The organism is Marinobacter shunpengi (genome assembly GCF_045449695.1).
In the GTDB taxonomy this organism is placed as follows: domain Bacteria; phylum Pseudomonadota; class Gammaproteobacteria; order Pseudomonadales; family Oleiphilaceae; genus Marinobacter.
Genome location: NZ_JBJJKZ010000017.1, coordinates 1 through 18752, shown reverse-complemented (window position 1 = coordinate 18752; position 18752 = coordinate 1). Strand labels below are relative to the sequence as shown.

General features: G+C 55.4%; 20 protein-coding genes and 1 pseudogene. 3 read left to right on the top strand and 18 right to left on the bottom strand.

Going from position 1 to position 18752, the window contains the following annotated elements; genetic code table 11:
• The first annotated feature begins 132 nt into the window (after positions 1-132).
• Positions 133-1749: a choice-of-anchor I family protein gene (locus ACJO2E_RS15285; protein ID WP_406964958.1), complete on the top strand. Its 1617-nt coding sequence runs from the start codon at positions 133-135 to the stop codon at positions 1747-1749.
• Between the two features lie 57 nt (positions 1750-1806).
• Here the strand turns inward: ACJO2E_RS15285 and ACJO2E_RS15280 are convergent, their stop codons facing one another.
• The 7 genes and pseudogenes from ACJO2E_RS15280 to ACJO2E_RS15250 all read right to left on the bottom strand — a co-directional run bounded on the left by ACJO2E_RS15280 (position 1807) and on the right by ACJO2E_RS15250 (position 5499).
• On the bottom strand, positions 1807-2115 hold the full coding sequence (locus ACJO2E_RS15280; protein WP_406964956.1) for a putative quinol monooxygenase: 309 nt from the start codon (positions 2113-2115) through the stop codon (positions 1807-1809).
• 33 nt (positions 2116-2148) lie between these two features.
• Positions 2149-2466: an antibiotic biosynthesis monooxygenase family protein gene (locus tag ACJO2E_RS15275; protein ID WP_406964955.1), complete on the bottom strand. Its 318-nt coding sequence runs from the start codon at positions 2464-2466 to the stop codon at positions 2149-2151.
• 87 nt (positions 2467-2553) lie between these two features.
• Positions 2554-2931, bottom strand: coding sequence for a nuclear transport factor 2-like protein (locus tag ACJO2E_RS15270; RefSeq protein WP_406964954.1), 378 nt, complete (start codon positions 2929-2931; stop codon positions 2554-2556).
• A gap of 16 nt (positions 2932-2947) precedes the next feature.
• Positions 2948-3073, bottom strand: a pseudogene (locus ACJO2E_RS15265) (type I methionyl aminopeptidase); the annotation flags it as partial.
• A gap of 197 nt (positions 3074-3270) precedes the next feature.
• Positions 3271-4041: an SDR family NAD(P)-dependent oxidoreductase gene (locus ACJO2E_RS15260; protein WP_406964953.1), complete on the bottom strand. Its 771-nt coding sequence runs from the start codon at positions 4039-4041 to the stop codon at positions 3271-3273.
• Positions 4042-4404: 363 nt separating this feature from the next.
• A complete protein-coding gene (locus ACJO2E_RS15255; RefSeq protein ID WP_406964952.1) occupies positions 4405-4869 on the bottom strand; it encodes a GNAT family N-acetyltransferase in 465 nt (154 codons plus the stop codon).
• A gap of 33 nt (positions 4870-4902) precedes the next feature.
• Entirely contained in the window at positions 4903-5499 is a 597-nt protein-coding gene (locus ACJO2E_RS15250; RefSeq protein ID WP_406965293.1) for a YbbD-related protein, read from the bottom strand.
• On the opposite strand from ACJO2E_RS15250, the gene ACJO2E_RS15245 reads away from it, so the two are divergent.
• Positions 5413-5661, top strand: a complete 249-nt coding sequence (locus tag ACJO2E_RS15245) for a CcdB family protein (protein ID WP_406965287.1) — start codon at positions 5413-5415, stop codon at positions 5659-5661. The two genes, ACJO2E_RS15250 and ACJO2E_RS15245, sit on opposite strands and share 87 nt — an antisense overlap.
• Before the next feature lie 84 nt (positions 5662-5745).
• Here ACJO2E_RS15245 and ACJO2E_RS15240 read toward each other — a convergent pair whose 3' ends face one another.
• The 4 genes from ACJO2E_RS15240 to ACJO2E_RS15225 all read right to left on the bottom strand — a co-directional run bounded on the left by ACJO2E_RS15240 (position 5746) and on the right by ACJO2E_RS15225 (position 9593).
• Positions 5746-6207: an N-acetyltransferase gene (locus ACJO2E_RS15240; RefSeq protein WP_406964950.1), complete on the bottom strand. Its 462-nt coding sequence runs from the start codon at positions 6205-6207 to the stop codon at positions 5746-5748.
• 35 nt (positions 6208-6242) lie between these two features.
• A complete protein-coding gene (locus ACJO2E_RS15235) occupies positions 6243-6704 on the bottom strand; it encodes an NUDIX hydrolase (RefSeq protein WP_406964949.1) in 462 nt (153 codons plus the stop codon).
• Between the two features lie 79 nt (positions 6705-6783).
• The gene (locus ACJO2E_RS15230; RefSeq protein WP_406964947.1) at positions 6784-7872 is read right to left on the bottom strand and encodes a hypothetical protein; all 1089 of its coding nucleotides are present in this window, start codon (positions 7870-7872) and stop codon (positions 6784-6786) included.
• Between the two features lie 540 nt (positions 7873-8412).
• A protein-coding gene (locus ACJO2E_RS15225; RefSeq protein ID WP_406964946.1) for an IS3 family transposase occupies positions 8413-9593 on the bottom strand; the annotation gives its coding sequence in 2 pieces (ribosomal slippage) (positions 8413-9294 and positions 9297-9593; 1179 coding nt in all).
• A 279-nt stretch (positions 9594-9872) separates the two neighbouring features.
• On the opposite strand from ACJO2E_RS15225, the gene ACJO2E_RS15220 reads away from it, so the two are divergent.
• Positions 9873-10826: an IS110 family RNA-guided transposase gene (locus ACJO2E_RS15220; RefSeq protein WP_406964945.1), complete on the top strand. Its 954-nt coding sequence runs from the start codon at positions 9873-9875 to the stop codon at positions 10824-10826.
• Between the two features lie 28 nt (positions 10827-10854).
• Here ACJO2E_RS15220 and ACJO2E_RS15215 read toward each other — a convergent pair whose 3' ends face one another.
• The 7 genes from ACJO2E_RS15215 to ACJO2E_RS15185 form a co-directional block, all read right to left on the bottom strand.
• Positions 10855-11880: a hypothetical protein gene (locus ACJO2E_RS15215; protein WP_406964944.1), complete on the bottom strand. Its 1026-nt coding sequence runs from the start codon at positions 11878-11880 to the stop codon at positions 10855-10857.
• A gap of 96 nt (positions 11881-11976) precedes the next feature.
• Entirely contained in the window at positions 11977-12471 is a 495-nt protein-coding gene (locus tag ACJO2E_RS15210; RefSeq protein WP_406964943.1) for a hypothetical protein, read from the bottom strand.
• 296 nt (positions 12472-12767) lie between these two features.
• A complete protein-coding gene (locus tag ACJO2E_RS15205) occupies positions 12768-13541 on the bottom strand; it encodes a CLCA_X family protein (protein ID WP_406964942.1) in 774 nt (257 codons plus the stop codon).
• A gap of 215 nt (positions 13542-13756) precedes the next feature.
• On the bottom strand, positions 13757-14086 hold the full coding sequence (locus tag ACJO2E_RS15200) for a hypothetical protein (protein WP_406964941.1): 330 nt from the start codon (positions 14084-14086) through the stop codon (positions 13757-13759).
• A gap of 112 nt (positions 14087-14198) precedes the next feature.
• A complete protein-coding gene (locus ACJO2E_RS15195; RefSeq protein ID WP_406964939.1) occupies positions 14199-14360 on the bottom strand; it encodes a hypothetical protein in 162 nt (53 codons plus the stop codon).
• 246 nt (positions 14361-14606) lie between these two features.
• Positions 14607-15665, bottom strand: coding sequence for a ribonucleotide-diphosphate reductase subunit beta (locus ACJO2E_RS15190; RefSeq protein WP_406964938.1), 1059 nt, complete (start codon positions 15663-15665; stop codon positions 14607-14609).
• Between the two features lie 195 nt (positions 15666-15860).
• Positions 15861-18614, bottom strand: a complete 2754-nt coding sequence (locus ACJO2E_RS15185; protein WP_406964936.1) for a ribonucleoside-diphosphate reductase subunit alpha — start codon at positions 18612-18614, stop codon at positions 15861-15863.
• Positions 18615-18752: the final 138 nt, after the last annotated feature.

Here is an 18752-nt window from a genome sequence, read left to right as displayed (position 1 = left end):
GCTCAAACCATACCACGAACCCAGCCCCACCTACCCCGATATGTCGCTGACACCCAAGGGTCATCAGACCGTCATGGAATTTACCTAACGTTACACAACATCACATTCGATAACGTTAAGCAGGAGGGATCCATGAAGTTGTCCGCCCTAACCCTTGGCCTTGGCCTGGCAATGTCCACTGGTGCACACGCCATACCGTTCTTCCAGCCCAACCTGTCCCTGGAACCGATTGGTCAGCACCAGACCGGCGTGTTCGATGAAAGCGCCGCCGAGGTGGTCGCCCACGATCCCCGCAACCAGCGCATCTTCAAGGTCAATGCCGCCGCCACAACCGTGGATGTGCTGGATATCAACGACCCCACCAACCCCACCCTGATGAGCACCATTGATGCCTCCGCCCTGGGCGCCAGCGCCAACAGTGTGGCGGTGCACAAGGGTCTGGTCGCCGTAGCCATCGAGGCCGAGGACAAGCAGGCCCCGGGCCTGGTCGCCTTCTACGACGCCGTGGACCTGTCACTGATCAACACCGTGACCGTGGGCGCCCTGCCGGACATGGTGACCTTCACCCCGAACGGCCGCTACGCTCTGGTGGCCAACGAAGGCGAACCCAACGACGACTATACCGTCGACCCGGAAGGCTCAGTAAGTGTCATCGACCTGCGCCACGGCGCGACCAATGCCTCCGTACGCACCGCCGACTTCACCCGCTTCAACGGCATGGAAGATGAACTGCGGGCCCGGGGCGTGCGCCTCTTCGGCCCCAACGCCAGCACGGCCCAGGATCTGGAACCGGAATACATCACCGTGTCCGGTAACTCACGCTTTGCCTGGGTCAGCCTGCAGGAGGCCAACGCCCTGGCCCTGGTGGACATCCGACGGGCCCGGGTACTGGAAATCCAGCCGCTGGGCACCAAGGACCACAGCCTGCATGGCAACGAGCTGGATGCCAGCAACCGGGACGATGGTATCAACATCACCAACTGGCCTGTCCAGGGCATGTACATGCCGGACGCCATCGACAGTTACCGCTTCTTCGGTCGGACCTATGTGGTGACCGCCAATGAGGGCGATGCCCGGGACTATGACGGTTACAGCGAAGAGACGCGGGTCAAGGACCTGACCCTGGACCCGGAGGTCTTCCCCAACGCCGAGGAGCTCCAGGATGACGCGAACCTTGGCCGGCTGAAAACCACCACCGCCAACGGCGATACCGATGGCGACGGCGACATGGATGTGATCTACAGCTACGGTGCCCGCTCGTTCTCCATCCGCGATGCCCGGGGCAACCTGGTGTTCGACTCCGGCGCCGACTTCGAGATGATCACGGCGGAGCTGCTGCAGGATGACTTCAACAGCAACAACGACGAGAACGATTCCTTCGATGCCCGCTCCGACGACAAGGGCCCCGAGCCGGAAGGCGTGACCCTGGGCCGGATCTGGGGCCATACCTACGCCTTTATCGGCCTTGAGCGGGTCGGCGGCATCATGGTGTACGACATCACCAACCCCTACCGGGTCCGCTTCGTCAACTACATCAACAACCGTGATTTCAGCGTTGACGCGGAACTGCCGGACGACAGCGTGAATCCGCTGGTGGGTGACCTGGGGCCGGAAGACCTGGTGTTCATCCCGGCCTACCAGAGCCCGAACCGGCGCCCCCTGCTGGTGGTAGGCAACGAGGTGAGCGGCACCACGACGGTCTTCCAGGTGGATGTGGAACTGGACCTGGGCTTTGGTCGGCGCTTCTGATTGGCATTTCCAGTAGGTGAAGGCACCGGGCCGGGCTCTCCTGGCCCGGTGTCAGACTTAAACAGCGCGTGAAGCGGTTACCTCGTAGGCCGTAAACACCCGGTCCATCAGGCCCAACTCCTTCGCCGCGTCCCTCCAGGGACCAATATGCGGTGCCACAAGGTGAGCATCCAGGGATTCCTGACTCGGCCATAGCTCGGAAAAGCGGATCAGCCCCGGATCGGTGAGATCCTCGGCAACGTCATAGGCGATACAGCCATCGTGGCGGCGAGTGGCCTCCACGAATTCCAGCAGGTGAGGCCTGACGGCCCCCATGGCTTCCGGTGGGAACCGAAGGTGGCCGAAAACGGCGACTTTTGCTTCCATGACTTCCAATCTCCTTTGTAAACACCAACTTCCTCAGTAGGAAAGAGACTCCCGGACTTCATAGTGCTGCGACCGGTCGTCGTATCGTGAAAGCACTTCTTGTGCCTTCGCAGGAACGTATGAGGCCGTCGGGTCCTCACCAACAAACGCCTTGATCGAATCCAGGGAGTCAAACGTCATGATCGTAATGAACTCCACTTCATCGTCATGTGCCCGACGTAACAACTGGATCTCCCGATAGCCCGGGATGTTCTTTGCGGCAATGCCCGGAAATATCTCCTCCCTGAGAAGCGTCTCGTATTTATCGGCATTGTCGTGGGTTGTCCAGCCGTGCCAGATTCTCTTGATCATCGTCGCTGTCTCCTTGTACCAGGGGTAGTCAGCGTTATAGCGAAACCCTGCCGAGGCCGGATGAATGCCTGGTATTCCCCCATTTTTTCAGTCGGCTGACGGCAGGTTGCCCCCCAGCATGTTTTCAACCACGGCCGCGTTATAGAAGGCTTCGACCGTCTGGATCTTGTCGTTCTGGACCCGGAACCAGACGGCAAGCCGCACATCACCGATCGGTTCAAAGTGGGTCTGGTAATCCAGGATGGCAAACACGTGCTCCCCGTCGGCACTGAGCTGGCGGACGATCAAGTCCTTCTGGATAGCCGCCATACCAAACTGGTACGACAGCATGTCATCCGCACTGAGAAAACGCATATTCGGGCCTACAAACTCAAACCCCTCAGCACCCAGCAAGGCCTTCGCCTCGTCAAAACTCTGGTCATGGATATGATCGATGAACTGCGCCACGATGTCTTTCGGCTGCATGAGCAGACTCCTGTCTTTAATGGATACACTCCTCCTCTCGGAGTGTAAGGACCTCATAACCATCCGATGTTACGGCAATCGTATGCTCCCATTGTGCAGACAGTTTCTTATCACTGGTGACAACGGTCCATCCATCTTTCTTCAATTTAACCTTTGCCTTTCCCTGCCGACAGAGAAAGACCCCGTCTCCGACGATCAGCGGCTTTCTGCAGGCAACAAATGTGGCACCGAGCGCAAAGCCTCGGGTATGAAATCGGACAGCAGCGGGGCCAGTCACGGGGTCCGGCAAACAAACCAGGCACCGTCGAGGGCGCCAACTCACTCCGGTGATGCGGAAACTCAGTCCGCACACATCCCGCCATCAATCCGGTACATCGAACCGGACACAAAGCTGGAATCGTCCGACGCCAGGAAGAGGACGCAGTTGGCGATATCAATGGACTCCGCGTAGCGGCCCAGGGGGATCCCCTGTTCCAGAGCTGCTTTGGCCTCGGCCCCATGTCCCGGGTTGAAGCCTTCCTCCAGCGACCGCATCATGCGAGTGTTCACCGGCGAAGGGTGAACCGAATTAACGCGCACGTTGTAGGGGCCTGCCTCCAGGGCGGCTGACTTGGTAATGCCGACCACTGCATGTTTGGAGCCAACGTAGGGGGTAACGCCTGCACTGCCAGTCAAGCCGGCAACGGACGACATGTTGATGACCGAGCCGGATTTCTGCTGGTACATCACCGGCAACACATGTTTGAGCCCGAGAAACACCCCCCGGACGTTTACACCAAAGACTTTGTCGAAATCTTCGATGGCTTGTTCGGGAATGGGGGCCACTTTGCCCTCGATGCCCGCGTTGTTGAAGAACACATCGATCCGGCCGTATGTATCGACGGCGGCTTTTACGTAGGCGGCTACCTCATCCTCCTTGCTGACATCCGCCTTGACGCCAGTGACCGGGCCGTGGACAGCCAGTTCTGACACGGTTTTATCGATGGCTGACTGGTCCAGGTCTACCACGACGACAGAGGCTCCCTCGTTCAGAAACAGCTCTGCGGTCACTTTGCCAATACCGCCCGTCCCACCCGTAATGACGACTACCTTGTCATTTAGTCTACCCATGCTGGTCGCTCCTGATTTTCCAGAAGGGGTCCCCAAAGCAGTCGCCCCTTGTTGGTGATTGACCGCGTGTCGAAGGTTCCTTCAGCGACTGCACAGACAAACCCGCCGACATTACGATCAGGTCGCTCGAATCACGTCCCCTGACATCCTAGTCCAACTTTGAGGTTTCTGAGAAAGCAAAATGACCTGGCGCGGCAGATAACGCCCAGTCTGGAAGGGGTAGGTTCGCAATGGACCTGCGATGGCCAGGTCAGGCATTGCAGAGCGCTCGAACGGCCTGGTTAGCTGTTCCCTGGCATGTATGCACGAAACAAGTGTCTGGTTAAGCGGCCCCGCCAGATTCCTGCACCGGTACTGTAATTGTTAACAGGCAATCTGTTTACACATGACGCTGACCATTACGCCTTTATATTCGCAACGTTCCATATGACGCCAGCCAAGTTTCTCATAGAGCCTGGACGCGAATTCCGTGTAGAGGTACCAGGTATCAGCCTTTGATTTGACGGCCTCCCTTTCGCATCGGGCGATCAGTTCCGTAGCGATTCCTTGATGCCGAAAGCCTTCTTTGACATAAACTGCGGCCAGCCAAGGAGATAAATCACGCCTGGTGTCCATGTCCTGCTGAACCAGGGCCGCTGAACCAACCAATTGATCTCCTGACATAGCAACAAATATTGACGGAACACCCTCTCGTCCCGCGGCTTTAGCAATTGCTTCAGCCCGCTTTTCCACAGTAAGCGACGGATTAAAATGACTCCACTCGCCATGGTGAAGCTCCGCCAACTCCGGAATGAACGCCTTCTTGTCAGCTAGAGGAACAATTTCCATAGTCTTCGCCTCTTAACGGTGACGTTGGGACAACTATGGGTGTTGGCACCACCAGTAGAAATACTCTGGCGTTTCAAGGATAAACGCGACCTTTCCACCCGCATCGCGTTTGGGGTAGCAACTACCCTTGTAGAGCTTCCGGGAAGGACGCTCTTCATCACTGTCGAACCACCACCCGACCATAAATGGATCGCTGGAGCGGAATTCCTGTAACTCCGACAACCGGATTTCGACAAAACCATGCCCACGGGGATGAAAACCCTTGGGACCTGATCGAAACCGTAACCAGACTTCATTGCTATCCAGATTATGCTGCTCGTGTATCTCCCGGATGTCCGACGGAAAGATGCGTGGCACCCACATCCCATCATAGAGAGCATCCTCGTGGCTCTCATAGTAGCGGTTCGGACTCTCCAGGTAGAGGCAACCAACCGGGAAAAGAACGGCCAAAAGGGACACCACCGCCAGCAGGCCAATAGCCTTCACGCAGATCCTCCTGTTCAACACTCTGGTTTTGCGGCGCATTACCCTTACCTTGTCGACATTCAGAGCAGACTCCTGAGCGACCTGGCAACCCGCATTGTCATACCGCTGGGCAAACGGTCCGCCTTTGGTGACGAAGCCATGCAAGGACTCACCCCGGAAATAAGTTTTGCCGATCAGGAACTGCTGCTGTTAACCCCGCAAGTTTCTTCGGTACCTGAAAAGCATCTCAGGAACCCTATTGGCTCCCTCTCGCATTTCAGAGATCAGATTGTTGGTGCGCTGGATCTTGCTGTTACCGGCATTTGACTCGTTGGTTCAACGGCGAACTTTCCGCAGCGAAGCGGAGAAAAGGGCGCCCGGTGGAGGGCCCATCAGAACTGGACCAACTTGCTACGAGTGAAACTCCATGATGAGCTCAGGGTGCCCTGTATGCTCATCAATTTGCTCACCCATATGAATAAACCCCTGTTTTTCATAGAAATCAACGCTCGGAATGTTCTCTTTGTAAACGGTGAGCTGCAAGTTCTTTCGCCTATTCTTCGCGTCATCAAGCAAGGTAGCACCTATCCCCTTGCCTTGTAATTCTGGAGCCACAAAGATTGCTGCCAGATTGTCTCCATAGAGGCTATAAAATCCGTTCACTTTCCCCTCGGACTCAAATATGAATGTCTCCGATGCTGGGATGTATACATAGCGCATGTCGTTGACCTTTGATTGCCAAAAATCAGGTGCGATAAAATTATGAGCTTTGATTGAGGCTGATAGCCAAATCTCTAAGATTTGATCAATATCTCCTGGCCTATACTCCCGAATCATCTGATCATTTCCTGGTATTTCTAAGGTCTGACTCATTTTTGCCGCCCAGCGCCGTCAAATGGAGAGACTTGTTAATTTCTTTTACGTAGCACGGACTGGAGCAAATCAGGAATCCATTCGGGCTTGAACTGAGACTCTTTTTCTTCGTGCATCTCCTCTAAACTCCACCATTTCCATTTTTGAATAGTACTCTTTTCCTCATCCGTCCATTTCGCCGCAAATATGTCCACACCTGAAGGCCATTCAACCAAGAAGTACTTTTCAAGCCAACGGGCTGGTCCCGACCTTGCTACAGCGTATACTTCATCACGATCTCTAAGCACCTCTCCGACCTCCTGTCTTAGCCCCGTTTCCTCATACAGCTCCCGCTTCGCCGCATCGGTATAGCCTTCACCGGGCTTCAGCTCTCCTCCAACTGTTGCCCAAAACGGAGACTGGTGCTCGTCTTTGTATAAAAATAGCAATAATCTTCCTGATTCGTCGACGATTATAAGCCGTGATGATTTTCGTGTTTCCATTATCCAGTATTCCATAATCGCTTCGGACTCTTAACGCCCGCAGCATGGGCAATTTTGGAGCGCAGCGGAAATTTTGTCCCTATGCCTGCGCTTGTTAGATGTGGTCGGGGTAAGTGCCATTTTTCCAGTCAAACTCTATTATATGATCTTGATGAAAAATACCATTATTAGCCCAGTGGTTCTTCTTACTATACAAATAGTCAATAACGTAGTTTTCCCAAAAATCTTCGATTGTTTCTACATTATCTACAAGAGCATTAACTGCAAGGCCTGAAACTCTAAAATTCAAGGCTTTCGTTAGATGATAAAACCAATCTACTTTATTAGGCTCTATTTCATCGGAACTTAAGTCACTTGAGCCATCATGCAAGATAGAACACCTGTAATGATACATCTCCTGAATAGACTTAACCCATGCCTTTGAGTTTTTATTTTTGTGTTGCTCAAAGAAGCCTTTTTTGAGGTCATCACCCATAATAATCTTAGAATCAGCTCCTCTAGGAGCTCCTACAATTAGCGAATAACGTCTGACTAGCGCACTTTCTTGGCACTCTCCCTGTGGCATCATTGCTTCTAGACCAATCCAATTAAACGCGAACTTGTGTGTAATATGGGATGAGAATTGTGACTCCCTCTCCCACTCAATGCACTTGTAGAGTGCTTCTCCCAGCTCTGACAGCTCATTTCTCAAAGAAGCCGCTAAAAGCCAATCCCAAAAATCATACTCTACTGCTTGAACGATTGCTGGACCTGAATGAGAAAAATTGCTCTTGATTGGCGCGATAACACCATCGGCATATGTAATGCCAATAGCTCGCCCTTCTTTCCTATCCCAATTTAAGAATCTAGCCTTTGCAGAAAAGTATTTCCTATTAAAAAATGCTAGCGCCATATCGCCAATAATTAGAGCATTCCTAATTGCTTCATCGGAAATTTCTGTAACTGGAACCAAAAGTAATTTTGGGTCGTTTAGAGTAATCCTTTCTGAAGCTTCAAAACCAAAATCTTCAAAGGACCCTTTTAAGGCTTCTTTTATCCCTAGTAGCTTTGCGTCGACAAGATGACTTTCCCGAAGGATGTACATATCAGGCCCGGCACCAAGAGGGATTATCGGTGCCGAGATAACACCAGTTATTACCAATGCAATCCAATTTTTATGTTTCGATAGGTTAATCTCTTGCAACTTCAACTCTCCATGCTTAATTGCGAACTCGAACATCTAACGCTGCCAACACGGACAGCTTTGTAGTGGAGGCGAAGCCGGAACGGAAAAGCTGTCCCCGTGCTTGGCCTGGTTAAACGGAACTGGCGCGCCTTAAGGCCCAAGCACTGACGCCCGACAGCAAGATGACGAGTGAAGACCAAACGACCAGGAATGTATGGGGGTTGATAAGCAGAATCCCGATCAATATAGCAATTGCTAGCAAGGCGTTTATTGCAAGTAGCAACAATTGATAGCTGGTTCTCGCATGGTGAATAGAAGCTACCAACAACCCTCCACTGAGAAGCATGGCAACGCCAACCAGAAGCGCAGGAGCGTTTCCCCACGCAGCGAAAATGACGGGGACGGAGACACCGAACATCAATCCCCCGCATATGGCCATCGTGATTTTTGGACTCATAGGGCCTAGCCTGACCTATACGTTTAACGCTTGGCTTTGCGGCGCAACGGAGCGGCAGCGTAGGTGCGTTGGACTTCCCCCAATAAAATGGACACGCCCCATCAGTTAATCCCCTTGAACTCTATCGGAGTCCGGTAACTAAGGCCACTGTGCAACCGGTGGCTGTTATAGAAGCCTTCAATATAGTCCTTGATGTGCTTTCGTAATTGTCTCAACGTCACGAAGCTGGTGGCGTGCAGCAATTCTCCCTTCAGGGTCTTGAAGAAGGACTCCACCTCGGCATTGTCCGTACATTGCCCTGGGCGGTTCATGCTGTGCCGTACCCGATGTTGGTTCAGCAGCGCCTGGGTTTTGTGCGCCCGGTATTCGATACCACGATCGGTATGGAACAGCAGGTCCGGTGCCGGTTGCCGGCTTGTAAAAGCTTCTCGCAGCGTTGCCTTGGCAAAGTCTGCGCTCAGGTTTTCGCCCAATCGCCAGCTGATGATGCGTCGTGAGAACAGGTCCAGCACGACCGCCAGGAACACGTACTTCTTACCCAGCTTGATGTAGGTGACGTCACTGCTCCAGTGCTGGTTCACTGCCGTCGGCTTGTCAGCCTCCAGTCGATGATTAGGCAGGGCCTTCAGGTCATCCCGTCGTTTCGTCATGCGTCGATAGACGCGTGCGACACGGGCCTTCATGCCCCATTCCCGCATCAATCTGGCCACCCGGTTCTCACCCACAACGAGACCTTCACGGCGCAGCGCCTGATAGACCCTGGGGCTGCCATAGCGACCCTTGCTGTCGTTGTAGACCTTGCGGACTTTCAACAGTAACTGGGCATTCTCAGACGCTCTCTGACTGGGCTTCCGGTTTGCCCAGGCATAGTAACCAGACCGCGAGATGTTCAGGTGACGACACAGCGCCTTTACTCCGTGTTCCCCTCGGTGCTTCCAGACGAACCGGAATGCTTCCGTCGTTCCTCGGCCTGAAAACGTTGAAACTTTTTTAGGATGTCATTTTCCTCCTGAAGCTCCGATATCCGGCGTTTCAGGCGGGCGATCTCATCCTGTTCCTGGACCTTCTGCTTAGCGTCGGCTGGCGCTTTCTTGACCCGTTTCATGGCGAACTTTCCCTCTCGGTATTCCTTGCGCCAGCGTGACAGCATGAAAGGGTGAATATCCAGCGCTTCGGCTACGCCCTTCACGCTCCGGTGGGCCTGGTGGCTCCATTCCACCGCTTTGACCTTGAACTCAGTGCTGTACTGCTGAGTTTTCTTCCCCGTGATCATCTCTGGCATCGCTCTGCTCCTCTTGCGGAGTTATCGATGCGTGTCCATTAGAGTGGGGGAAGTCCAGAACGAACTGCAACTACTTGTATGGATAATTTCTGCCGTGTTTGGGTAAATTGAGGCCCACCCCCAGCGGCCACTGGGGGCCTTCATGCAGCAGCTCGGTGTAGCGACGGCTCCTCTTTCGAGAGACCGATAACAAGTGCGTAGCGCTGCATGACTCTCAAGCGATAACTCGAACAGTCATCGGGGCCTCGAGCCCGTATAGCAAGGCAGAGTCAGCTTATTATGAAACACACGGAAGTCCAAACCCCAGTCAACATCGGTATCGACGTCGGCAAAGCCAACCTGGACGTTGCCATCCACCCCACCGGACAATCGCATTCCTTTCCCAATAACGACGCCTACATCCGCCATCTGGTCCAGGTCCTGAAGAAGTACGACATCGAGCGTATCGTTGTCGAAGCCACCGGGCGCTACGAGCATGCCCTGGTGTCAGCCTGCCACCAGGCGGGATTACCGATCATTGTCGTCAATCCCATCAGTGTCCGCCGCTACGCCCAGGCCATCGGTGTGCTGGCGAAAACCGACCGGATCGATGCCCAGGTCATCGCCCGATATGCCGCCACCATCAAGCCGGAGTTCAGACCGATCCCGGACAAAACCTCTCAGAAAATCAAAGACCTCCTGGCACGACGGGCACAGCTTTTGGAGATGTCCACCATGGAGAAAAACCGTCTCCAGATCATGCCAAAATCACTCCATCGCTCCATCAAAACCCTGCTCCGAGTGCTCCAGAATCAGATCGACACCATCACCCGGCAGATCGAACAGGAAGTGGCCAAAGTGGATCACTGGCGAACCAAAACCGAAATCCTGACCAGTGTCCCCGGCGTCGGCAAAGTGCTTGCCTATACGTTGCTCAGTGAGCTGCCAGAGCTTGGCTCTCTCAACCGAAAGGAGATTGCTGCCCTGGTCGGGGTCGCACCTATTAACCGGGACAGTGGCAAGCTCAACGGCAAGCGACGGATACGGGGAGGACGCCACAGAGTACGCACGGTGATGTTCATGGCCATGCTCTCATCGATCCAGTGCAACCCCGTGTTCAAGCGATTCTACGAGCGCCTGAAAGCCCAGGGGAAGATGCCGAAAGTCGCCCTCATCGCCTGCATGAGAAAGATGATCGTGGTGCTCAATACCATGATGAAAAACGGTGAGCCATGGCGTGAAAATATGGCCTAATTAATGAGTTTGACACCACAGTCACTTGTTAGCCAATTTTTAGTTGCCTCACACCATTCCACAGCATGTTTTCAACAATCTCTTTTGAACGCGAAATGGTTTTTTCTTTTCTCTCACCATAAGAAATAGAACCCCTGCTTATAGTTTTGAACTCGCTAAGATATTCGAGGTTAAAACGCTTCATGTGTGTCTTTGATTCTGTTGCGTCGTTCTTTTCTTGGTCACGCCACACAATGGTGATCCAAAATTCTAATTCGTTTTCCTGACCTAGATTTAGCTCGCCGATCTTTTTGTTGAATGATTGTTTTTTCTTGTCTAACGTCAGTGATATTGAAGGCCCAGCAGACGTACCTAAATCCTGATAATTAGTCCATTCAAGCGAAACACCAAGCAAATCCTTAACAACATCGACAAGATGTTCAACAGTGAGATCTGGAGAAAACGGAACTTCTAGTATCGCGGGAGTTCGATTGTTGGAGACGCGCATGACCAAGCTCGAATTCTTAACTTCTGATGTATATTGCGATACGTATTGTGGAAAGTAACGTTGATTTTCAAATGCTTGAGCTACGCGCTCTTTCGCAACAGGAATTCTATAGTCAAACCGATCGGAGATTAAATTTGCGTGGCGCACACAAAGCTTATCCCAATGCTCTGGGCCTAGAAATTCGATTTGCTTGTCGTTTAGACCCAGGTCTTTAGCTGCATCTATAATTGACGTGAACGCACTGCCAGTATAATTAGCGTTTGTGGCAAACGCGAAAGCTTCCCATGAGAGCCTTTGTTTCTCTGCAAAGGCAGTGCGTAGGGATTTTATACTTTCAGTTGAACTTAGAGACCCAAATGCGCCTTGTTCATTACTCTTACACTGAAAAGCTCTTTGTGCATTCCTGTGAAGTATGTCTACCCCCTTATCGGGTGGCCGAAGCCGAATCAAGGAAGAATCATTAAGTTCCGCATCCAACAAAGCAAAGCAAAGTGACTCCCAGGCGTCACCAAAGCTTGTGTCTGGTGGATTAACTCGGAGAAACTGTGCTGAAAAATCAAATTTCACGATGCTTCCTTGTTGTGTTGGGAGAGCTAACGCCGAAATTTGCGGCAGTTTTGGAGTGGCGAAGCCACGGAGAAACTGTCCGGCAACATTGACTTGTTAAACATTTCGACATTCCGCGAGTGTCTGAAATTCTCCGGTTTTTAGCTTGCCTTCAACGTAGCATAGTGCGCCAAGCATGAAGCCGATTGCGACTCTGAGTTTTGCAAGGCGGCTCATTTCAGGGTCGAGCTTCTGAACTTCCTCGTACAGCTTGATAACTTCGTCGAATTTCTTTTCAACCTTTGGACTATCAAGCTGGTGAGACAGCTCATTCCGCAGTGAATTTAGAGCTTCAGCCAACTTCCATAACAATTCGGGAACTCGATCCGAACCAACGAGAGCCTGTGCAAGCCGGAGCTTCAAAAAAAACGTGATTCGAATCTTTGAGATCACCTCAGGTTCGCGGCAATATTGAAGGACGATATCCTCAAGCACCTCCTCCACGAGCAAGTGCCCCTTGAGCGTAATCAACGTCATATCGTCGGATTCTGGGAGGTATTTTTCGGCCCGGTCGTAGCGGAGCTTATAGACCTCAAATTCGCCTCGATTCACGTGAGATACCTATGTTTAACAGCTAATTATACGAACACATTCGTATAACACCCGTTCGTATAATTCCAAAAATCGGCCAACCATGGATCCCGGAAAACGCTCGTAATTCATAAGATTAAGACTCGCCCCACGGATTCCGCCGGAGTTATACGCCCCGGCACGGACCACTCCCGGAGAGTATCAATGGCCGTATAACTCCACAGGTCCACCTTCTACTTTCAACCCTATCAGATGGTTATTAGCATTTCCTGTGCAATTTACGTAGTTTTACGAACGCGTTCGCTTAACTCCGGCCCTCAGGTATCCGTGCGCTGCAATGCCCGCCCGAGGCTTGAGAAGTAATCCCGGAAGGCGGCGTTGATAACCTCCCGTTGGGGTCCCTGCGGGTACAGGCCCATTTTTGCCTCGTCGGTTTCCCGGGTGCCTTTTACCAGGAAGTCGTTCTTGCAGTCGGCGTCCTGCACAAAGGCTTCGAAGGCCCGGGCGCAGAGTTCTTCGGGCTTGCTGAAGTAGTGGACGCCGGCGGCCTTGTCTGCCACTACGGACTTTTGAAAGAGCTCGCTGGGTTCGGTGCCTGTGTCGTTGAGCAGGATGGCCTGGTAGCAGGCCTCCAACCGTTGGTTGAGGGGGTGCTGGATGGCGTCGTCGCGGGTCAGCCAGAGAGTGGAGCCGAAGGCGCCCTTGCCGCTGCGCTCGAACAGTTTGTCGGCAATGTAGTGGTCGAAGGCGTGGAACCATTCGTGGGCGATGCTGCCGGGGCCGGCGTTCTTGGCCAGGGCGAAGCTGCGGGTGGCGGGGGTGTAGTGGGCGGACACGCCGGGCTGGCCGCCGATGCCGTATTGCAGGGCCAGGGTGCCGCGCAGGGAGATAAGGCTTTCGGTGCCGCCGAGGATGGTCATCAGGTCGCACAGGGCGTCGTAGAACAGGGCCGCGCTGCGCTGTTTTTCCGGTTCGGTGACCCAGCGGCCGATCTCGACGGTGCGGAACTGGAATCGTCGCCGAACGTGCAGGAAGGTAACGGTGGCGCCGCCGCGGTGGTCAGGGCCGCGGCGGTAGAACTGTCTTGGCATGAAGGTTCACTGAATAGAGTTTTCCAGACAGTCTACCTTCTACGCCGAACACCCAACACCGCCCACAACACATCCGTTACATCGTTGATGCGGTCAGTGCTTTTCTGCTGTTCCCTCTGATAGTCACCGTATTCCGGACTATTGAATTTTGCTTCGACAAAGTCCCTGCCGCATGCCAGCATGATGGTTTAGTTTCAAAGGGTCAGCAACATAACCTAGGGAATACTGAGTGCCTCCCCACCTTGGAGTAGAAGGTCGTCACCATCCCACCCCATGTAGATTTCCGGGTCATCAATATCGGGTTCTTTACCTTTCTCGCCCGAAAACTCAAGGGGGCCTTCGTACCAGATTTCACCATCTTGCCAGTAGATAGTGCCCTGATAGGATTCTCCCTTTTTGGAAACCGTCACAAACACACCGCCATCGTCGCCGCCCACCCAGAAAGCGGATTCAGGTACTGTCGCTGGCTTTTTCGGATCGGATACAGGCACCACATCACAGGCTGATAGCATAAAAATCAGCATTACAACCAGAACGGTCTTCATTGGTTGATAGCCCCCCTGCCTTCGATTTCCAGGACGCGGTTTTTTGGTGCAAAGTTCAGATCCACATAGTCATCCCGGAATTCGCCGATGTATGAATTTGGTCTTGGATCTATCATCCACGGTGTTTCAAAGCCGGCTTTTTCAACCACTTTGTGGCGGGGATGGAGAAATCGTCGAACTCAAACCAAGGGAGGAAGTCCACATTTCTTCTGGGTGTTGGGACGGAAATAAGGTACTCCGGAAAAACGATGGGGATGAGCAGATCATCACGCATAACAGTTCCTTGTTAAATCGCTAGTAGCACCGAAGAGGCGGCAGGGGTCGACAACGTACAAGGAAAAAGTTAATGCGTGCTTCCACTATTCCTTGTGCTACACCTGTTCCCTGAAGATCGCCAGGCGACAATCTTCAGCGAGCAGTTTGCAGCGACAAGTGAATCATTTCAAGAACCGACATCACAGATCCCAATCCATCTGCCATCGGGGGCCGGTGCTATTCCCCGACGCCCGATGGTCCCTGCTTACCACTCCAGTTGCGCCCCGGTCTGGTACTCGATCACCCGGGTCTCGAAGAAGTTCTTCTCCTTGCGCATGGTGGCCTGTTCGTCCAGCCAGGGGGAGACGTTCTTCGCCCCGGGGAAGGGTTCTTCCAGGCCCACGGTGCGTGCGCGGCGGTTGGCCACGAAGCGGAACTGCTCGTGGTGGTACTCGGCGGAGTACCCCAGGATCGGGTCCCGCAGGATGTAGTTGGCGTAGTCCCGCTCGGCGGCTTCGGACTCGTCCCACATGTCGCGCACGGCTTTGGGGTCGAGGGTGATGTTTTCTTCCTCCAGGATCTGGTTGACCACTTTCAGGCCGAAGGAGAAGTGCATGGCCTCGTCCCGCAGGATGTACTGGAGCTGTTCACCGGTGCCGCGCATCAGGCCCCGGCGTTGCAGGGCAAAGATGGGGCTGAAGCCGTTGTAGAACCAGGCGCCCTCGAACACGGCGGCGAAGAACAGGTAGGACATGATGAACTCCTGCAGGTCGTCGCGGTTACGCAGGTTCATGTCGGAGCGCATGGCAGCGTCCAGGCGGCGGTTGGCCATCTGGATCTTGCCGTTGATGGCCGGCACCACGCGGTAGCGGTTGTAGATTTCGCTCTGGTCGAGGTTGAGGGTTTCGATGCAGTGCTGGTAGGCCCAGGTGTGCATGGCTTCCTCGTAGACCTGGCGGGCCTGGTAGATCTGCAGTTCCGGGGCGCTCATCTTTTCCATGACGGCCAGGCCGATGTTGCGCATGGCGAGGATGTCGGAGGTGGTGAGGTAGGCCAGTACGTTCTCGTAGACGTGTTTTTCCGCCGGGTTGAGGCGGTGGTGGTAGTCGTGGACGTCCTGGGCCATGTTGACGTCCAGGGGGGTCCAGTGGTTCTTGTTAGCGTTCATGAAGTACTCCCAGGCCCAGGGGTACTTGAACGGGGCCAGCTGGTTGATGTCGGTTTCGCCGTTGATAACGCGTTTGTCGTCGACGTTGACCGGGGTTGGGCCTTCGGTGTTGGTGGGTTTGCTTTCGGGTTTTGGTTCGTCGTCCCAGTTAAGCATGGGGGATCTCCTTTGGAAAACGGGCTACCAGAATGCCGGTGTTAGCCCCTCTCCCTTGACGGGAGAGGGGTTGGGGAGAGGGTGGGGACATTAACTCCGCAGCTTGGCCGCCTTCCCCCTCTCCCTGGCCCTCTCCCTCCAGGGGAGAGGGGATGGTTACATCGAAGCTGCCGGTATACCTGCCAGCTTAAGCGGTTACTGACACGCTTCGCAGTCAGGATCGTCGATGCTGCATACCTGCGGCTGTGGCGCGGCGACCGGTGCCGTCTTTTCAGCGCCCGTGGCGCCCAGGGAGCGCAGGTAGTAGGTGGTTTTCAGGCCGCGTTCCCAGGCCAGCTGGTACAGGTCGTCCAGCTTGCGGCCGTTGGGTTCGGCCATGTAGAGATTGAGGCTCTGGGCCTGGTCGAGCCATTTCTGGCGGCGGGCGGCGGCTTCAACCAGCCAGCGGGCGTCGATCTCGAAGGCGGTGGCGTAGCGGGCCTTGAGCTCGTCGGGGATGCGGTCGATCTGCTGCACGCTGCCGTCGAAGTACTTGAGGTCGTTAACCATGACGTTGTCCCACAAGCCCTCGGCCTTTAGGTCTCGGACCAGGGAGGGATTCACCACGGTGAACTCGCCGGACAGGTTCGATTTGACGAACAGGTTCTGGTACGCCGGTTCGATGGACTGGGACACGCCAACGATGTTGGAGATGGTGGCAGTCGGGGCGATCGCCATGACGTTGCTGTTACGCATGCCGTTCCTGGCGATGAGCTCGCGCACCGGCGCCCAGTCCAGGCGGGTGGCGCTGCCAATATTGGCGTCCCCTTCCCGGCGGTTTTCCTTCAACAGTTTCAGGGAGTCGATGGGCAGGATGCCCTGGTGCCACAGGGAACCTTCGTAGCTCTCATAGGCTCCGCGCTCGCCGGCCAGTTCAGCGGAGGCGCGGAGGGCGAAATAGCTGAGCTGTTCCATGGACACATCAGCGAATTCAACGGCTTCCGGGCTGGCGTAGGGCAGACCCAGTTTGTAGAGGGCGTCCTGGAAGCCCATCAGGCCCAGGCCCACCGGGCGGTGCCTGAGGTTGGAATTCTTCGCCTGGGGCACGGCGTAGTAGTTGATGTCGATGACGTTATCGAGCATGCGGACGGCGCGGCTGACGGTGCGCTCCAGGCGCTGTACGTCCAGCTCGCCGTCTTTCACGTGGGCGGCCAGGTTGACGGAGCCCAGGTTGCATACGGCGATCTCGTCCTCGCTGGTGTTGAGGGTGATCTCGGTGCACAGGTTGGAGCTGTGGACCACGCCCCGGTGCTGCTGGGGCGAGCGCAGGTTGCAGGGGTCCTTGAAGGTGATCCAGGGGTGTCCGGTCTCGAACAGTACGGTAAGCATCTTGCGCCAGAGCTGCTTGGCGGAGACCTTCTTGGACAGTCTGATCCGGCCCTGCTCCGCCAGCGCCTCGTAGTGCTCGTAACGCTCACGGAACTCGTTGCCATACAGGTCGTGCAGGTCGCCCACGTCGCTGGGGGAGAACAGGGTCCAGTCCTGGTCGTTACGCATGCGTTCGATCAGCAGGTCCGGCACCCAGTTGGCGGTGTTCATGTCGTGGGTGCGGCGGCGTTCGTCGCCGGTGTTCTTGCGCAGTTCGAGGAACTCCTCAATGTCCAGGTGCCAGCTTTCCAGGTAGGCACACACCGCGCCCTTGCGTTTGCCGCCCTGGTTCACGGCGACGGCGGTGTCGTTGACCACCTTTAGGAAGGGCACCACGCCCTGGCTCTCGCCGTTGGTGCCCTTGATGTGGGAGCCCAGGGCGCGGACCGGCGTCCAGTCGTTACCCAGGCCGCCGGCCCACTTGGACAGCATGGCGTTGTCGCGGATGGCGCCGTAGATGCTTTCCAGGTCGTCCTGCACGGTGGTCAGGTAGCAGGAGGACAACTGGGAGTGGCGGGTGCCGCTGTTGAACAGGGTCGGCGTGGACGCCATGTAGTCGAAGCTGGACAGCAGATCATAGAATTCGATGGCGCGGGCGTTGGGGTCGTCCTCCCGCAGGGCCAGGCCCATGGCCACGCGCATGAAAAACACCTGGGGCAGTTCCAGCCGCGCCTTGTCCCAGTGCAGGAAGTAGCGGTCGTACAGGGTCTGCAGGCCCAGGAAGCCGAACTGCTGGTCCCGCTCCGGTTGCAGGGCCTCACCCAGGCGTTCCAGGTCAAAAGCCGCCAGCGCTTCGTCCAGCAGTTCGTAGCGGATGCCTTCGTGGATAAAGGCGGTCAGCGCCTGAGGATAGACCTCGGCGAGGCTCGACTGGGTCGACAGCCCCAGGGCGCCGGTGGTTTCCAGGCGGAGCTGTTCCAGCAGCAGGCGGGCGGTGACGGCGCTGTAGTCCGGCTCCTGCTCGATGCGGCCGCGGGCGGTCATGACCAGGGCGGAGAGCACCTCGGTTTCGTCGATGCCGTCATAGAGGTTGCGCAGGGCGTCTTCCACCAGGGAGTCGCCGTTGATGCCTTCCAGGCCGGTGGCAGCCTGTTCCACCTGCAGTTTCATCAGGCCCAGGTCCAGGGGGGCGATCTCGCCGCTGGCCTTTTTCACGGTGAGGTGCGGGTGGGCTTCCATGGGCTCATCGATGGCGCGCTGGCGGGCGTGTTCCTCCCGGTAGAGCACGTAGGCCCGGGCCACTTTCTGTTCGCCACCGCGCATCAGGGCCAGTTCCACCTGGTCCTGGATGTCCTCGATATGGACCTTGCCGCCGGCTTTCAGGCGTCGGCTGATGGCCTGCACCACCTGGTCGGTGACATCCTGGACGGCATGGTTGATATGGGCAGACCCGGCGGCCTGGTCACCTTCCACGGCCAGGAAGGCCTTGGTGACGGCGACGCTGATCTTGGACGCATTGAAGCTGACCAGGGTGCCATTGCGCTTGATAACCTGAAGGGATTCGGTGGCGGCCTGCGGGGCTTCGGCCAGGGCGGTGGACATGGGTGCTCTCCTTTACAACGCGTTGGGATTAGGAGACTTCGCGTTGCAGGAGATTCAGGGGGAAGCAGAGAGGTGCTTACCCTTAAAGGTTGCGGGTTACTTCTCCCTCTCCCCTGGAGGGAGAGGGCCGGGGTGAGG

What these genes read in the sequence shown, in the direction of transcription:
- ACJO2E_RS15260 (WP_406964953.1), bottom strand. Translation starts at nt 4,041, where the DNA reads ATGGGTAGACTAAATGACAAGGTAGTCGTCATTACGGGTGGGACGGGC.
- ACJO2E_RS15190 (WP_406964938.1), bottom strand. Translation starts at nt 15,665, where the DNA reads ATGCTTAACTGGGACGACGAACCAAAACCCGAAAGCAAACCCACCAAC.
- ACJO2E_RS15235 (WP_406964949.1), bottom strand. Translation starts at nt 6,704, where the DNA reads ATGGAATACTGGATAATGGAAACACGAAAATCATCACGGCTTATAATC.
- ACJO2E_RS15205 (WP_406964942.1), bottom strand. Translation starts at nt 13,541, where the DNA reads ATGCCAAGACAGTTCTACCGCCGCGGCCCTGACCACCGCGGCGGCGCC.
- ACJO2E_RS15255 (WP_406964952.1), bottom strand. Translation starts at nt 4,869, where the DNA reads ATGGAAATTGTTCCTCTAGCTGACAAGAAGGCGTTCATTCCGGAGTTG.
- ACJO2E_RS15285 (WP_406964958.1), top strand. Translation starts at nt 133, where the DNA reads ATGAAGTTGTCCGCCCTAACCCTTGGCCTTGGCCTGGCAATGTCCACT.
- ACJO2E_RS15195 (WP_406964939.1), bottom strand. Translation starts at nt 14,360, where the DNA reads ATGCGTGATGATCTGCTCATCCCCATCGTTTTTCCGGAGTACCTTATT.
- ACJO2E_RS15185 (WP_406964936.1), bottom strand. Translation starts at nt 18,614, where the DNA reads ATGTCCACCGCCCTGGCCGAAGCCCCGCAGGCCGCCACCGAATCCCTT.
- ACJO2E_RS15280 (WP_406964956.1), bottom strand. Translation starts at nt 2,115, where the DNA reads ATGGAAGCAAAAGTCGCCGTTTTCGGCCACCTTCGGTTCCCACCGGAA.
- ACJO2E_RS15200 (WP_406964941.1), bottom strand. Translation starts at nt 14,086, where the DNA reads ATGAAGACCGTTCTGGTTGTAATGCTGATTTTTATGCTATCAGCCTGT.
- ACJO2E_RS15220 (WP_406964945.1), top strand. Translation starts at nt 9,873, where the DNA reads ATGAAACACACGGAAGTCCAAACCCCAGTCAACATCGGTATCGACGTC.
- ACJO2E_RS15240 (WP_406964950.1), bottom strand. Translation starts at nt 6,207, where the DNA reads ATGAGTCAGACCTTAGAAATACCAGGAAATGATCAGATGATTCGGGAG.
- ACJO2E_RS15275 (WP_406964955.1), bottom strand. Translation starts at nt 2,466, where the DNA reads ATGATCAAGAGAATCTGGCACGGCTGGACAACCCACGACAATGCCGAT.
- ACJO2E_RS15270 (WP_406964954.1), bottom strand. Translation starts at nt 2,931, where the DNA reads ATGCAGCCGAAAGACATCGTGGCGCAGTTCATCGATCATATCCATGAC.